The organism is Kribbella sp. NPDC058693, assembly GCF_042715335.1.
Classification (GTDB): domain Bacteria; phylum Actinomycetota; class Actinomycetes; order Propionibacteriales; family Kribbellaceae; genus Kribbella; species Kribbella jiaozuonensis.
On the sequence record NZ_JBHXSQ010000002.1, the window covers coordinates 263,100 to 277,611 of the forward strand.

At 67.8% G+C, this 14,512-nt stretch carries 15 protein-coding genes; 5 read left to right on the plus strand and 10 right to left on the minus strand.

The genetic code is table 11. The annotated features are described in order from the left end of the window. Positions 1 to 66: 66 nt before the first annotated feature. Entirely contained in the window at positions 67 to 1,449 is a 1,383-nt protein-coding gene (locus tag ACFWUU_RS10935; RefSeq protein ID WP_380174670.1) for an MFS transporter, read from the minus strand. 76 nt (positions 1,450 to 1,525) lie between these two features. Between ACFWUU_RS10935 and ACFWUU_RS10940 the strand changes: the two genes are divergently transcribed. Next, positions 1,526 to 2,299, plus strand: coding sequence for an SDR family oxidoreductase (locus tag ACFWUU_RS10940; RefSeq protein ID WP_380174671.1), 774 nt, complete (start codon positions 1,526 to 1,528; stop codon positions 2,297 to 2,299). On the opposite strand, the gene ACFWUU_RS10945 is transcribed toward ACFWUU_RS10940, so the two are convergent. The 6 genes from ACFWUU_RS10945 to ACFWUU_RS10970 form a co-directional block, all read right to left on the minus strand. Beyond that, positions 2,300 to 3,334, minus strand: a complete 1,035-nt coding sequence (locus ACFWUU_RS10945; protein ID WP_380174673.1) for an ABC transporter ATP-binding protein — start codon at positions 3,332 to 3,334, stop codon at positions 2,300 to 2,302. Beyond that, on the minus strand, positions 3,331 to 4,308 hold the full coding sequence (locus ACFWUU_RS10950; RefSeq protein ID WP_233714983.1) for an ABC transporter ATP-binding protein: 978 nt from the start codon (positions 4,306 to 4,308) through the stop codon (positions 3,331 to 3,333). The genes ACFWUU_RS10945 and ACFWUU_RS10950 overlap by 4 nt, the downstream gene beginning before the upstream one ends. Then, on the minus strand, positions 4,289 to 5,224 hold the full coding sequence (locus tag ACFWUU_RS10955; protein ID WP_137257311.1) for an ABC transporter permease: 936 nt from the start codon (positions 5,222 to 5,224) through the stop codon (positions 4,289 to 4,291). The genes ACFWUU_RS10950 and ACFWUU_RS10955 overlap by 20 nt, the downstream gene beginning before the upstream one ends. An 82-nt stretch (positions 5,225 to 5,306) precedes the next feature. Then, positions 5,307 to 6,305: an ABC transporter permease gene (locus tag ACFWUU_RS10960; RefSeq protein WP_137257310.1), complete on the minus strand. Its 999-nt coding sequence runs from the start codon at positions 6,303 to 6,305 to the stop codon at positions 5,307 to 5,309. A gap of 50 nt (positions 6,306 to 6,355) precedes the next feature. Next, positions 6,356 to 8,071, minus strand: coding sequence for an ABC transporter substrate-binding protein (locus ACFWUU_RS10965; RefSeq protein WP_380174675.1), 1,716 nt, complete (start codon positions 8,069 to 8,071; stop codon positions 6,356 to 6,358). A gap of 31 nt (positions 8,072 to 8,102) precedes the next feature. Beyond that, positions 8,103 to 9,038 (minus strand): ROK family protein, encoded by a 936-nt coding sequence (locus ACFWUU_RS10970; protein WP_380174677.1) that lies wholly within the window; start codon positions 9,036 to 9,038, stop codon positions 8,103 to 8,105. Positions 9,039 to 9,157: 119 nt separating this feature from the next. On the opposite strand from ACFWUU_RS10970, the gene ACFWUU_RS10975 reads away from it, so the two are divergent. The 3 genes from ACFWUU_RS10975 to ACFWUU_RS10985 all read left to right on the plus strand — a co-directional run bounded on the left by ACFWUU_RS10975 (position 9,158) and on the right by ACFWUU_RS10985 (position 12,228). Then, the gene (locus tag ACFWUU_RS10975) at positions 9,158 to 10,354 is read left to right on the plus strand and encodes an ROK family transcriptional regulator (protein ID WP_380174679.1); all 1,197 of its coding nucleotides are present in this window, start codon (positions 9,158 to 9,160) and stop codon (positions 10,352 to 10,354) included. A gap of 84 nt (positions 10,355 to 10,438) precedes the next feature. Then, positions 10,439 to 11,581 carry a sensor histidine kinase gene (locus tag ACFWUU_RS10980; protein ID WP_380174681.1) on the plus strand — a complete coding sequence of 381 codons (1,143 nt, stop codon included), beginning with the start codon at positions 10,439 to 10,441 and terminating at the stop codon, positions 11,579 to 11,581. Further along, entirely contained in the window at positions 11,578 to 12,228 is a 651-nt protein-coding gene (locus ACFWUU_RS10985) for a response regulator (protein WP_380174683.1), read from the plus strand. Before ACFWUU_RS10980 ends, ACFWUU_RS10985 begins: the two co-directional genes overlap by 4 nt. Here ACFWUU_RS10985 and ACFWUU_RS10990 read toward each other — a convergent pair. Genes ACFWUU_RS10990 through ACFWUU_RS11000 form a run of 3 tightly spaced genes read right to left on the minus strand, consistent with a single transcriptional unit; the run spans position 12,194 to position 14,014 of the window. Then, entirely contained in the window at positions 12,194 to 12,958 is a 765-nt protein-coding gene (locus ACFWUU_RS10990) for an ABC transporter permease (RefSeq protein WP_380174685.1), read from the minus strand. The two genes, ACFWUU_RS10985 and ACFWUU_RS10990, sit on opposite strands and share 35 nt — an antisense overlap. After that, positions 12,951 to 13,847, minus strand: a complete 897-nt coding sequence (locus ACFWUU_RS10995; RefSeq protein ID WP_380174687.1) for an ABC transporter ATP-binding protein — start codon at positions 13,845 to 13,847, stop codon at positions 12,951 to 12,953. The genes ACFWUU_RS10990 and ACFWUU_RS10995 overlap by 8 nt, the downstream gene beginning before the upstream one ends. Beyond that, the gene (locus ACFWUU_RS11000; protein WP_170989911.1) at positions 13,844 to 14,014 is read right to left on the minus strand and encodes a hypothetical protein; all 171 of its coding nucleotides are present in this window, start codon (positions 14,012 to 14,014) and stop codon (positions 13,844 to 13,846) included. The genes ACFWUU_RS10995 and ACFWUU_RS11000 overlap by 4 nt, the downstream gene beginning before the upstream one ends. Before the next feature lie 141 nt (positions 14,015 to 14,155). Here ACFWUU_RS11000 and ACFWUU_RS11005 point away from each other — a divergent pair, with 141 nt between their 5' ends. Next, a complete protein-coding gene (locus ACFWUU_RS11005; protein WP_380174690.1) occupies positions 14,156 to 14,512 on the plus strand; it encodes a VOC family protein in 357 nt (118 codons plus the stop codon).

Here is a 14,512-nt window from a genome sequence, read left to right on the forward strand (position 1 = left end):
CCTCCTGCCCGCCCTTACCCCTACAACGCTCGGACCCACCCGATTCGTTGCATCCGGCACCCTGGCCTAAGAATCGCACGCCGCGGAGGGCACGGGGATCGGCGTACGCCGGGGGAGGGCGGCGACGGCGGTGACGCACAGGCCGGCGATGCTCGCGGCTGCGGCCACGAAGGTACAGGTGACGAAGCCGGTGGTGAGGTTGTGGGCGGTGCCGAGGAGCGGCCCGAACGTCGCTACGCCGATCGCCCCACCGATCTGGCGGGAGGTGTTGAAGGCGGCTGAGGCGGCGCCGTGGAGGTCGGGTTCGACGGCGGCGATGGACTGGGCGGTCATGGTCGGGACGAGCAGGCCGGAGCTGAAGCCGATCGGGACGAGGGCGAGGACCATCGGCCAGACCGCGGACGACGTACTGGCCCAGGCGAGCCCGAGGAGCGCGAGGGTGAGGACGGCCTGACCGATGGCGAGTACGGCGGGGCGGCCGAGGCGGCGGGTGAGGGGTGCGGAGCAGAGGTTGGCGATCGAGATCAGGCCGGTCAGCGGGAGGAACAGGAGTCCGGTGACGAGCGGGCTGAGTCCACGGCCCTGTTGGAGCAGCAGGCTCATCGTGAACAGCACGCCGTAGAAGGCGAAGTTGAGCAGGGTGCCCTGGGCCGCGGCCGCCGCGAACCCCCGATCGGAGTACAGCTTGAGCGGGAGCAGAGGCTTGCTGACGGATCGCTCGACGAGGATGAAGGCGACGAGCCCGGCGACCGTCAGCGCGACCGCACCAAGCACCGCGGGATCGAGCCAACCCCGCGTCGGCGCCTCGATCAGTGCGAACACCAGCCCGCCGATGAACGACGTAGCCGTGCCCATTCCAGCCAGATCCAGGCGACGAGCCCGGCGTACGACCGAGGGCATCGAGCGCAGTGCCCAGATCGCGGCGGGGATGCCGATCACGACGTTGACGGCGAAGACGGCTCGCCAGTTCGCGAGCGCGACGAGGCCGCCGCCGAGGAGCGGGCCGGCTGCCATCCCGGCGCCGCCGGCCGCGGCCCACCAGCTGACCAGGCGGTGCCGGCTGTGTTCGTCGGTTGCGGACGCGGTCGCCAGGACGAGCGCGCTCGGCAGCAGGAGAGCTGAGCCCGCACCCTGGACGAGCCGGGCGAGGTTCAGCATCAGCATCGAGCCGGCTGCCGCACAGACCGCGGACGACGCGGTGAACACCACGAGCCCGGTCAGGAACGCCCGCTTCGCGCCGAGCGTGTCGGCGATCGCCCCGGCACCGAGCATCAGCGCTGCGAACGACAGCGTGTAGGCGTTGAGCGACCACTCGAGCTCCGCGCGGGACGCGTGCAGATGGGTGGCGAGCTGTGCGAGGGTGACGTTCACGATCGTGCTGTCGACGAAGACCATGAACGAGGCGATCAGGGCCAGCGCGACAACGGACCGTCGGTGCTCGAAGGGCATGCCACCCACCCTACGTCGCTGTTCGACGCGCGTCGAACAATATCCAGCAGCCGGATCAGTGGCTAGCGTGCTCGCTGTGGACTTACACCTGGGTGGGAAGACGGCAGTCGTGACCGGCGCCGGGCGGGGGATCGGCCTGGCGATCACGCGTTCGCTGGTCGACGAAGGCGTGAAGGTGGTCGCGGGCTCGCGGACCATCGGCGGCGACCTCGAGTCGATGCCGGTCGACGCCTTCGCCGTCGATCTCGGTACGGCGGACGGTCCGGGCCGGCTCGTCGACGAGGCGATCGCCAGGGCCGGCGGGTTCGACATCCTGGTGAACAACGTCGGCAGCGTGCACCCGCGCCCGGGCGGGTTCGCCTCGGTCACCGACGACGACTGGCTAGAGACGCTCAACCTGGACCTGATGTCGGCGGTGCGTACGACGCGTGCCGCGTTGCCGATGCTGATCGAGCGGTCCGGCGTGATCGTCACGGTCTGCTCGGTGAACGCGACGCTGCCCGACCCGCTGGTGATCGACTACAGCGCCGCCAAGGCCGCGTGCCTCAGCTTCTTCAAGTCACTGTCGAAGGAACTCGGGCCGCAGGGCGTCCGGGTCAACACCGTCAGCCCCGGCCCGGTCGCGACCGATCTGTGGCTGGGCAAGGGCGGGGTCGCGGAGACTGTCGGCGGCGCTGTAGGTGCAGCACCGAAGGACGTCGCCGCGCAGGCTGCGAAGGACTCGGTCACCGGGCGCTTCACCCGCCCGGAGGAGGTCGCCGACCTGGTGGTGTTCCTGGCCAGCGACCGCGCCGGCAACCTCACCGGCGCCGACATCATCCTCGATGGCGGAATGACCCCGACGATCTGATCACTCCCTGAACCCCGGGTCCGGTTCGGCCACGTGGCAGGCTGCCTCGTGGTTTTCACCCAGGCGGCGGGGGAGCGGCGTCTCGACGTGGCATCTGTCGATCGCCAGCGGGCAGCGCCAACGGAAGCGGCAGCCCGGCGTCGGATCGATGACCTTCGGCGGCTCGCCGGTGTCACCCTCGATCCCCTCGGCGAGCGGCGCCCGCGGGTCCGGCACCGCACCGAGCAGCAGATCCGTGTACGGGTGCTTCGGGTTCGCCAGCACCGATTCCGCCGGGCCGGACTCGACGATGTGCCCGGCGTACATGATCATCAGCCGGTCCGCGACGTACCGCGCGCTGGCGATGTCGTGGGTGATGTAGAGGAACGAGACGCCTTCGGACCTGCGCAGCTCGGCCATCAGGTTCAGCAGGCCGATCCGGATCGACACGTCGAGCATCGACACCGGCTCGTCGGCCAGGATCAGCTTCGGCTTGTGCGCGAGCGCCTGGGCGAACCCGATTCGTTGCCTCTGGCCACCACTCAGCTCGTACGGGTACCGGTGCATGATGTCGCCGGCCGGCGTCAGCCCGACCGTCTCGATCACCCGCGCGGCCTCCTCCTCGCGCTGCGGCCGGCTGAACTCGGGCCGGTGCAGTTTGAGACTGCGCAGGATGCCGTGCGACACCCGGAACGCCGGGTTCAGCGAGCTGAACGGGTCCTGGAACACCATCGGTACGTCGCCGCGGTAGGCCAACTGGTCCTTGCGGGACTTGAACGTCGACATCGGCCGGCCCTGGTAGAAGATCTCACCGCCGGTCGGCTTGTACACCCCCGCGAGCAGCCGCGCGATCGTGCTCTTCCCGCTGCCGCTCTCACCGGCGAGCGCGACGATCTCCTGGTGCCCGATCGAGAAGTTCACGTCGTCGACGGCATGCAGCATCTGCCGCGAGAACCCGCGCCCGACCTTGAAATGCCGGGTCAGATCCTTGGCCTCGATGACCGGTGTGGCGGGTGCGTCGGTCTTGCGTGCTTCTGTGATGTCCACCGAAGTCATGACACCTCCCGGGCGATCTCGATCGACGGTGCGTGCAGTAGGCAACGAGACTGGACCGCGCCGACCTGGTAGAGCTCCGGGGCGATCTTCGGGCAGTCCTCGAACGCCTTCGGGCAGCGCGGCTGGAACCGGCAGCCCGGCGGCGGATCGGCCAGGTTGGGCGGGCTGCCGGGGATACCGGTCAGCGGCACCTTCGGGCCGCGGATCGACGGGAACGCGTCGAGCAGACCCTCGCTGTACGGGTGCTCCGGGTGGTCGAACACCGCACGTGTCGCGCCGAACTCGACCACCTGACCGGCGTACATCACCACGAGCTTGTCGGAGAAGTGACTGACCAGCGACATGTCGTGGGTGACGAAGATGACCGCGAACCCGAGCTTGCGCTGCAGTTCCTTGATCTGCACCATCAGCGACCGCTGCGCGACCACGTCGAGCGCGGACGTCGGCTCGTCCATGATGATCAGGTCCGGTGTGAACAGCAGCGCCATCGCGATCATCGCCCGCTGCCGCATGCCGCCGCTCAACTGGTGCGGGTAGCTCTTCAGGTGGATCGGGTCGATGCCGACCAGCCGCAGTACCTCGGCCGGACGGTTGTCGTCGACCACCTCGTCGTGGGCCATGATCGTGTCGTGGAACTGCGCGCCGATGCTCTTCACCGGGTTCAGCGCGTTCATCGCGCTCTGCATCACCACGGAGAAGTCCCGCCAGCGCAGCGACGCGAGCTTCTTCTCGTTCATCGTGACGAGGTTCTGCCCGAGGAACTTCACACTGCCGCCGGTGATCGCGGCCGGCGAACTCAGCAGGTGCGCGATCGCGAACAGCAGCGTCGACTTCCCGCAGCCTGACTCGCCGACGACGCCGACGAACTCACCGGCCTGTACGTCGAGATCCACGTGGTCGACCGCGACGACCGGGTGTGCCCCGGTGTCGTACTCGACGGTGAGATCACGGACCTCAAGAAGCTGATCGGGCACGTCGCCTCCGAACCGGCCGCAGCGCGGGATTGCTGATCTCGTCGAACGCATAGTTGAGCAGGGCAAAGGAAACACCGAGCAGGGCGACCGCCAGACCCGGCGACAACGCCCACGCGGGCAGGCCGTTCACCAGGGCGCCCTGGTTCTGGGCCCAGTAAAGCATCGTGCCCCAGCTCAGCGAGTTGGGATCGCCGAGGCCGAGGAACTGCAGGCCGGCGGCGGTGAGCACGGAGTACAGCGCGGCGCCGAGGAAGTTCGCGACGATCAGCGACGTCATCGTCGGCAGCACCTCGACCACGATGATGTACGACGATCGCTCGCCGCGGACCCGGGCCGACTCGAGGAAGTCCCGGTTCCGCAGCGACAACGCCTGCGCCCGCATCTGCCGCGCGCCGTACGACCAGCCGGTCAGGATCAGCACGATGATGATCACCGTCAGGTTGCCCTTACCGGCGTACGTCGCGAGCACGATGATCAGCGGGAACGTCGGCAGCACCAGGAAGATGTCGGTGAGCATCGACAGGCTGTCGTCGGCGAACCCGCCGAGGTACGCGGCCGAGACCCCGATCAGCACGGACAGGATCGTGGCGCCCGCACCGGCGACGACCGCGATGACCAGTGATTCGCGGGTGCTGTAGATGAGCTCGGCGTACACGTCCTGGCCGAGGCCCGTCGTACCGAGCCAGTGTTTGCCGGACGGCCCTTGGAGTGGAAGGTCGCCGATCGCGCGCGGATCGCCGTGCAGCCAGGGCACGAACAGATGCGGGAACGCGGCGAGCAGGACGAACAGGATCAGCAGACCGGCGCCGATCATCGCCTTGCGGTTGCGCATGATCGCGCGCAACAGCCCGCCCCGCGGCCGGCGGGTGGAGGTGGTGGTAGTCGGCGCAGCGGCGCCGGTGACGATTGCGCTCATCGGCGTCCTCGCTGCGCTGCGGGCGCCGATGAGCGCGGGGCGCTGTGCTTGATGGTGATCTCGCTTCGCTCGTTCACGTCGGCTATCCCTTCGTCCGGGCTCGTGGGTCGAGGAGGAACACCGCGAAATCACAGAGCAGGACGCAGATCAGCACGGCCAGCGTCACCAGCAGGAAGAGGGCCTGCAGCAACGGATAGTCGGTGCTCACGGTGGCGTTGTAGAACATGTAGCCGAGGCCGGGGTAGTTGAACACGTACTCGACCAGGATCGTGCCGGAGATGACGAAGCCGAGCGACATCGCGAAACCGGACAGGTTCGGCAGGAACGCGTTCCGGCCGGCGTAGCCGAACATGATCCGCCGGTTCGGGATGCCCTTGGCCCGCGCCATCCGGACGTAGTCCTCGGCCAGCGTGGTGATCATGTTGTTCCGCATGGTCAGGATCCAGCCGCCGACCGCGGTGATCAGGATCGTCGCGGCCGGCAGGATGCCGTGCTTGAGGACGCTCAGGATGAACTCGGCGTTGAACCCCGGCGTCAGTCCCTGGTCGTAGTTGAAGTCGTTGGGCAGGATCGCGTGGTCGCCGATCGCGAACAGCGAGATGAACAGCAGCGCGACCCAGAAGTACGGCAGCGCCGACGTGACGATGAAGACCGGCGGCACGACCCCGTCGATCAGCCCGCCGCGTCGCCAGCCGGAGATCGTGCCGATCAGCGTGCCGAGCGCGAACGCCAGGACGGTCGTGATGCCGACCAGCCCGAGCGTCCACGGCAGGGCACTGCCGATCAGCGTGGTCACCGGGACGCCGAGGCTGCTGCCGATCGACACGCCCCAGTGCCCGGTGACCATTGCCTTCAGATACTCGATGTACTGCAGCAGCAGGTTCTTGCCCGGGTCGAAGCCGAACTCGGCCAGGACGGTCTGCAACTGCTCCGGGCTCACGATGTTTCCACCCTTGCTGAACCGGTCCCGCAGCGCCTGTTCGGGGCTGCCGGGCATCATCCGCGGGATGAAGAAGTTCAGGGTCATCGCGGCCCAGAGCGTGAGCACGAAGAACCCGAGACGGCGTAGCAGGTACCTCACAAACAGCTCCTCGTGCTCACGCTTGACGTTACTTCTGGGCTACTTCCGGACTACTTCTGGGCCGACTTCGAGTACAGGTTGGCCAGCACCTGCCCGGCGTCCGGGATGTTGTACGGCGCCGGCTGGGCGTACGGGTTGTCCTGCGTCGGCCAGCCCTCGATGTCCTTGGTGTTGTACTGGTACCAGTCGACCGACTCGGTCGTCGGGATCAGCGGGACATCCTTGATCATGAACGACGAGATCTGCTTGATCAGCTTGACCTGCGTGTCCGGATCCGCGCTGGCGTACTGGTCGAACAGCTTGTCCACCTCGGGGTTGCTGTACCGCGAGTAGTTGCTGTTGGCCTGCTTGCCGATCGGCGCGGTGTTCTTCGAGTACAGCAGCTGGCGCAGCTCGTAGTACGGCGTCGGTCCGCCGGACAGGCTGGAGTAGGCCAGGTCGTAGTCACCGGTGTACAGCTTCTGGTTGTACGACTGCTGCTGCAGGTCCTGGACGCTCAGCTCGATGCCGACCGCCGCGAGGTTCTGCTTGACCACGGCCAGGGACGCGTCCCAGTCGGTGTAGCCGGTGACCGTGATGACGCTGAGCTTCAGCGGGTTGGACGCCGAGTAGCCCGCGCTCTGCAGCAGCTGCTTGGCCTTGTCGACGTTCGGCTTGTCGTAGCCGGCCGCGGTCAGGGCGTCCTTGTCGAAGTACTTGTCGAACGTCGGCGTGACCACACCGGTCTGGTTCGCGGCCGGCTGGTAGCCGCTCTCACCGATCTTCGAGACCTGCTCGCGGTCGATCGCGTACGCCAGTGCCTGCCGGACCGCCAGCTTGCTGGTCGCCGGGCGGGACGGGTCGTTGTTCGGCACGAGGGCCACGTTCGCGGTCGGCGGGAACCAGTAGTTGTTCTCCGGCGCCTTCGACTTGTAGAACTTGTCGATGTTCGGGATGTACTGACCGCCCCACTGCGCCTTGCCGCTGGCGAGGTCGAGGTTGGCCGGGTTGTTGTCCAGGTACGCCGGGTACTGGACCTTCTGGATGTACGGCTTGCCCGGCTGCCAGTAGTTGGCGTTGGCGGCGTACGAGATGTTGTTCGGGGTGCAGGACTCGACCGTGTACGGGCCGGTGCCGACCGGCTTCGGGTCCGCCCAGGTGGCCGGCTTCGAGGCCGCCTCACCCGTCGACCAGATGTGCTTCGGCACGATGTCGACCTGGTTGGCGAAGTTGAAGAAGTACGGCTCGGCCGCACCCTTGAACTTCAGCGTGACCTTGTTGCCGGCCGCGGTGACGCTGGTCAGCCCGGCACCGGTCCACAGCGCGTAGATGTCCAGCGCCGGCTGCGCCTTCATCAGGTTGAACGTGTAGACCACGTCGTCCGCGCTGAACGGCTGCCCGTCGCTCCACTTCACGCCGTCGCGGATCGTGAAGACGATCGAGTCCTTCTTCGGCGACCAGGCGAAGTCGGTGGCCAGCATCGGCGTGGTGGCGCCGGCCTTCAGCACGTTGACGAAGGTCAGCGGCTCGTAGACGAAGCCGCCCGCGACTCCGTTGACCGATGGGTTGAACGGGTTGAACTGACACGGCCAGGTCTGTCCGCCGACGTTGGCGATGGTGACCGTGCCGCCCTTCTTGTACTGCCCGGTGCTGCCGCCGCTGCTCGTCGAGGACGACGGGTTGCCCGACGACGCCCCGCTCCCGATCGGCTTGTCACCGCCGCCGCATCCGGCGGTCAGTGCGCCGACCGCTATCGCGGCGACCGCGATGCGTGTGATGCCCCTCATCGTCTCTGCCTTTCGCTACTGGTTGTCCTGCTCATGCGAATGCTTCTGCGCCGAGGACGACTCCTGCCGCCTCGACGCCAAGGGCGAGCGCCCCGATCAGCGGAGCGTCCGAAGGAAACCGGGCCACCGACAACTCCGGTGGGAACGGGACGGCAGCGTCGAGGGCGCGACGCAGACCGGCTTCGATCTGGTCCCAGGAACGAACCAGGCCGCCGCCGACGACGATCCGGACCGGATCGACCGCGATGGCCAGGTTGGCGAGGTGCATCGCCAGCTCCCGGACGAACTCGTCGGTGAGGACGGCGGCGTCCGGCTGGGTCCGCGCCATCGTGAAGACGTCAGCGGCCGTGACCGGCTGCCCGAGCCGGGCGGACCCGGTGGTCTCGAGTGCCTGACCGCTGACGACGTGTTCCAGGATCGTGCGCTCGTCGGTGCCGACGTACACATCGCCGGCCGAGCGCAAGTTGTAGCCGATCTCGCCGGACGCGCCGTGCGCGCCGGTGATCACGGTGCCGCCGGCAACGATCGCGATCGCGAGACCGGTGCCGAGATTGACGTACAGCCCGGGGTCGCAGTCGGCCAGCGCGCCCCAGCGCAGCTCGGCCGCCGCGGCCGCCTTCACATCGGTTGCCAACCGCACGGGTACGCCGGGGAAGCCGTCCCGCACCAGTCGCCCGAACGGGAGGTCGTCCCAGCCCGGGAAAGTAGGAGCCAGCTCGACGCGGTCGTCGTACGGGATGCCGAGCGTGGCCGCACCGACGCCGGCGAGCTCCTGGCCCGGCGCGACCTCGGCGAGCAGTTCGTGTCCTGCGGACAGGCCGCGGGCCATGGCTTCGGCAGCGCCACCCGAATCGGCGCGACTGTCGATGGTCCGCGTACCCAGACGGCGTCCGGACAGGTCGCTGACCGCCAGGGCGATCTTCGTCCCGCCGAAGTCGAGTCCGAGGACGACCGGCGTTGGAACCACAGGGGTGGCACCTCCTCGTGCCGACCAATAGAATCGATAGGAAACTAACTTAACAACCAACGGACCACAAGGCTTAACTCCGAGTTGGTGGCCGAGTTGTTAGCAGCGAGGGGGTCGACGTGACGGTTGTTGCGCCAGGCGCGTCCGCGGCACGCCCGCAGCTGATCCGCGAGATCAACGAAAAGGTGCTGCTCGATCACATCCGGCGATCCGGACCGATCTCGCGGACCGAGCTCGCCGGTCTGACCGGACTGTCGAAGCCGACCGTATCGGCCGCGCTCGGCTCGCTGGAGCGGACCGGTCTGGTGCACGTGACCGGACAGCGCACCGGCGTACCCGGACCGGCGGCCAGCCTGTACGAGGTGCGGCCGGACGCGGGGTACGTGCTCGGGCTCGACGTCGGGCGGGAATACCTGCGCGGGGCGATCTCGGATCTCGCGGGCACCGTCCGTGCGCGGCTGAGCGTGCGGACCAAGGCGGGCGACGCGATGGCTCGGATCCAGGAGCTCGCCGACCTGAGCGCGACCCTGGCTACCGAAACGGGTATCGACGTCACGCAACTGAGCCAGACCGTGCTCGGCAGCCCTGGTGTGTACGACCCCCGCCTCGATGCGTTGACGCTGACGGGACGCCTGTCAGGGTGGGACTCGCCGGCCACGTTGGCGGCGCTGCGCGACCGGTTCGGTACGTCGCTGATGATCGAGAACGACGTGGATGCGGCCGCGATCGCCGAGCGGGTGCACGGACACGGCCGGAACGTCGACAGCTTCGCCTTCGTTTCGGTCGGTACCGGAATCGGGATGGGCCTCGTGCTCGACGGGAAGCTGCGGCACGGTTCGCACGGGGTCGCGGGGGAGATCGGGTATCTGCCGTTCACCGAAGGCAGCGGTAGCGATCAGCGGGACGCGCGCAAACGCGGCGGTTTCGATGCGTCCGCGTCGGCGGCGGCCGTGGTGCGCGCGGCGCGGCGGGCCGGCGTACGTGGGGCGTCGACAGCGGAGAAGGTGTTCGCAGCGGCTGCTCGTGGCGACGCTGTTGCAGCTGCGGTTGTTGCCGAGGAGGCACAGCTTGTGGCTAAAGCGGTGTGCACAGTGATCACTGTTGTGGATCCGGAGCTGGTCGTGTTGGGCGGCGGTATCGGACAAGCACCCGGCTTCCTCGAAGCTGTCTCCCAGCAACTTCACAGGATGGCTCCGGTGATGCCCGACGTGAAGGCCAGTGTTCTCGGCCGCGAGTCGGTGGTCGCCGGGTGCCTGGCCGCAGGTCTGGACCGGTCCTGGCAGATGCTCGTCGGCCGGGTCGGCGCTCAGGGCTGATTTCTCCAACTCTGGGTTGATCTCCGGGTTGAGATCGGTGCCGGATCGCTGACCGCGCGGGGTCGTGCTGCCTATGGTCGATCGGTGAGCACGACGCTGACCGCGCTTCGCCATGCGCGGACCCGTCATGCCCGGGCCTGGCGGTGGCTGCGACTCGTGGGTCCGGTCATCATCGGGCTGCAGGTGATCGCGTTGTGCCGGACCGAGCCGCGGCCCGGATTGTCCGGCCGGGGCTTGGTGATCCTGCTGGCAATAGTTGCCTTCGGCATCGGTGCGGGCGGTGCGTTCGTGACCAGGTGCGGGGGCCGGTGGTTGTCGATCCTGCTGTTGTTCGCGGCAAGCGTCGTACTGCTGCTGTTGCAGCCGTCCGGCCCGGGTGTGCTCGGTGTGTTCGTCGCGGTGGCAGTGATCGGTCGTCGGCTCCCGCCGTTGCCGGGGAGTCTGCTGGTTGGTGGGGGACTGGTGGCGCTGATTGTTGCCGGCCAGAACCGGTCGCCGTTGCCGGCGTTGATGACCGGTGTTGCGATGGCGAGTTTCTACGCGGTGATGCGGCTGGCCGAGCGGCTCAGCGCCACCAACGGTCAGGCCGAGGAGTTGTTGATTGCGTTGGAGCACACGCGTGAGGCGGATGCTCGTGCGGCAGCTCTCGCGGAGCGGCAGCGGTTGGCGCGCGAGATGCACGACGTACTGGCGCATTCGTTGTCGGCGATGGTCATTCAGCTGGAAGGAGCGAGTGTGCTGGCTGCGACCGACGAGCGGCTCGGACCGGTGATCGAGCGGGCGCGGAGGCTGGCCGGGTCGGGGCTGGACGAGGCGCGGAACGCGATCACGACGCTGCGCGAGGGTGGGACGCTGCCGGGGCCGGGGGAGTTGCCGGCGTTGGCGGCGCGGTTCGAGCACGACACCGGTAATCGGTGTGAGCTGGACGTGCGGGGTTCTGTGTACCAGCTCGATGCGGATGCACAGCTCGCGGTCTATCGGGTGGCGCAGGAGTCGCTGACGAATACCGCCAAGCATGCGCCCGGGCAGGAACGAGTCTGTTTGCAGCTCAGCTATGAGCCCGGGGTGGTGCGGTTGGTCGTGGAGGACTACGGCGTTGGCGCACTCGCCGGCTCAGGAGGATACGGGCTGACGGGCATGCGGGAGCGGGCGGAGCTTGTCGGTGGTCGACTCGAAGCCGGTCCGACGTCGACCGGGTTCCGGGTCGAACTGGAGGTGCCGGCATGACGATCCGGGTGCTGAGTGTGGATGACCAGCGGATGGTTCGGGAAGGACTCGCGCTGGTGCTCGGGCTGCTGCCCGATGTCGAGGTGGTCGGGACCGCGTCGGGTGGTGAGGAGGCGGTGCGGATGGCCGGGGAGTTGCGGCCCGACGTCGTACTGATGGATCTGCGGATGCCGCGATGCGACGGTGTCGAGGCAACGCGACAGTTGCGGCAGGTGTACCCGGACGTCAAGGTCATCGCGTTGACGACGTACGCCGATGACGAATCGGTCCTGTCCGCTTTGCGGGCCGGAGCGCGTGGTTATCTGACGAAGGACGCGCGGTCGGCCGAGATTCACGAGGCCTTGCTGCGGGTGCTGGACGACCGGGCCGCGATCGACCCGGCCGTCCAGCATCATCTCGTCGATGCCATCGCCGCGGCACCTCGTCCGGCGCAGGCGACGACTGCCGTCGACGATCTACTGACCCGGCGCGAGACCGAAGTACTGACGTTGATTGCCGCGGGCCTGTCGAACGGTGAGATCGCCGAGCGACTTGTGGTGAGCGAGGCAACGGTCAAGAGCCACGTGAACCACCTGCTGGCCAAGATCGGCGCCCGCGACCGGGCTCGCGCCGTCAGCTACGCGTATCAGCGTGGGCTGCTGCAGTAGCAGGAGGACGATGCTGGCGGGTTCGCGTCGGCTCCCAACGGAAGACCGCCAGCGACAGAAGCAGACCGCCAACGGACCATGCGCACAGGACGAGGATGTCGTGGGGCGCAGGCGTCGTACGTTCCAGAGAGACGACAGTCGGGCGGACCGGGAGATATGAGGCCACCACATTGACCCAGTGCGTCTTTAGCGGCTCGCCAACCGTGCCGGACAGCAGCAGGACGGGTAGAAAGGTAAGACCGAGAATCGGGAACGCGCTGGCGACCGTCGGAACGAAGCCGGTGACCGCAGTCGATGCCGACGCACACGCCAACGCACCAAGGACAATCACACCGAGCATCACGAGCGCTTGCCAGAACTGCAGCTGGGCCCCGAAGAACACCACTCCGACCAGTACTGCGAGAGCTCCCGCCAGCATCGCGACGATCACCGAAGCGACGATCTGCGCGGTCAGGTAGCACCAAGCAGGCAACGGTGTCGCGCGGTAGCGCTTCATCACGCCGGACTCGCGAGCAGCGACCAGTCCGATGCCGTGGGTCGTCCAGGCAATCATCGTCGTACCTAGCACTGCGCATCCTGCTAGCCGAGCGGGTGGCACGTGTCCGTCGGACGAGTTGAGGAACAGCAGCAGCACCGGAAGGACCAGTCCGGTGCTCATGGCTCGTGGGGTCCGCAGGAGCAGCCGGATCTGGTGACCGAGCTGCCCGATGAGCAGTTGCAGATCAGACATGGACCGGCTCCTTCCCGGTGATGGCCAGGTAGACGTCTTCGAGGCTCGGCGGCCCGACTTCCAGTCCGGTCAGACCGACGCCGGACTGGTCGGCCCAAGAGATCAGCTCCGCGAGCACAGGCACGACCTGATCGGTCTGCAAGGCGAGCTCCTGCCCGGTGACGTGACGGGCCAGGTCCGGCGGCAGGGGTACGCCGGGCGGCAGCGGCAATCGCACGAAGCTGACGCCGCTGCTCGCCCGCATCGCCGTCGGCGTCATGTCGGCGACGAGCCGGCCCGCGGACAGGACGAGGACCCGATCGGCCAGCTTGTCGGCCTCGTCGAGGTAGTGCGTGGTGAGCAGGATCGTCGTACCGGAGCCGTTGAGGCGCTCGATGCTCGCCCAGCACCGGCGCCGGGCTTCCGGGTCGAGTCCGGTCGTCGGCTCGTCGAGGAACAGCAGCTCGGGGCTCCCGATCATCGCCAGGCCGAGGTCGACCCGGCGCTGCTGCCCGCCGGACAGCGTGCCGATCCGCACCTTGGCCTCGGCGGCCAGGTCGATCAGTTCGAGAACCTCGCGGATCGGCCGCGGGTTCGGGTAGAGCCGGGCGAACAGCGTCAGCAACTCCGCGACCGTCGGCTCGGTCTCGAGGCTGGTGGACTGCAGCACGAGCCCGATCCGGCTCCGCCACGCACGGCCGCCGCGTCGCGGGTCCATGCCGAGCACACTGACCTGGCCGGTCGTGGCGTCGGCGAACCCTTCGAGGATCTCGAGCGTGGTCGTCTTGCCGGCGCCGTTCGGTCCGAGTACAGCGACCACCTGACCGGCCGGGATCTCGAAACTGATCCCGTCGACGGCAGCGAAGTCCCCGTAGTACTTCGTCAGTCTGTCGACGCTGATCGCGCTCACCGGCGCTCGCGATTCTTGAGCTCCATCACGATGTTCACTGCGCTCCAGAGCGCGATCGCGCCGCCGATGCCGATCAGCAGCGGGCGGTGGGTACCGATGCCGACACCGGCCAGGCCGATTCCGACGAGTGCGCGTACGTAGGCGTTGAGTCCGAGAAGTCGAAGCATGCGCCCAGCCTGGCCGTGGAGGGTCACTGTCCTCATCGGCGCAGCTGTTGATCTTGCCGACCGCAACCGGCGATGGATTACTCCATCGTTGGTTCGAGTTCCGGCCGTGGATCGTCCGGAATGGTCAGTAGGGTTCGAGCCATGATCGCTATGTACCCGAGTTTTGTGATGGACTGCCCCGACGCCGCGCGGCTCGCGCAGTTCTACGGCGAGGTGCTCGGCTGGAAGGTCGAGTCCCGCGACGGTTGGGCCGATATCAAGCCCGAGGACGGGACCAACTGCATCTCGTTCCAGCAGGTCGAGAACTTCAAGGCGCCGTCGTGGCCGAGCCAGGACGGCCCGCAGCAGATGCATCTCGACGTGATGGTCCGCGACCTCGACGAAGCGGAGTCCGAGGTGGTGGCGATCGGCGCGACGAAGGCCGAGCACCAGCCCGGTACGACGTTCCGGGTCTTCCTGGACCCGGCTGGGCATCCGTTCTGTCTGTGCGTCGCCTAA

Coding starts and splice junctions, on each gene's coding strand:
- ACFWUU_RS10955 (WP_137257311.1), bottom strand. CDS start 5,224: ATGAGCGCAATCGTCACCGGCGCCGCTGCGCCGACTACCACCACCTCC.
- ACFWUU_RS10985 (WP_380174683.1), top strand. CDS start 11,578: ATGACGATCCGGGTGCTGAGTGTGGATGACCAGCGGATGGTTCGGGAA.
- ACFWUU_RS10935 (WP_380174670.1), bottom strand. CDS start 1,449: ATGCCCTTCGAGCACCGACGGTCCGTTGTCGCGCTGGCCCTGATCGCC.
- ACFWUU_RS10965 (WP_380174675.1), bottom strand. CDS start 8,071: ATGAGGGGCATCACACGCATCGCGGTCGCCGCGATAGCGGTCGGCGCA.
- ACFWUU_RS11005 (WP_380174690.1), top strand. CDS start 14,156: ATGATCGCTATGTACCCGAGTTTTGTGATGGACTGCCCCGACGCCGCG.
- ACFWUU_RS11000 (WP_170989911.1), bottom strand. CDS start 14,014: ATGCTTCGACTTCTCGGACTCAACGCCTACGTACGCGCACTCGTCGGA.
- ACFWUU_RS10990 (WP_380174685.1), bottom strand. CDS start 12,958: ATGTCTGATCTGCAACTGCTCATCGGGCAGCTCGGTCACCAGATCCGG.
- ACFWUU_RS10945 (WP_380174673.1), bottom strand. CDS start 3,334: ATGACTTCGGTGGACATCACAGAAGCACGCAAGACCGACGCACCCGCC.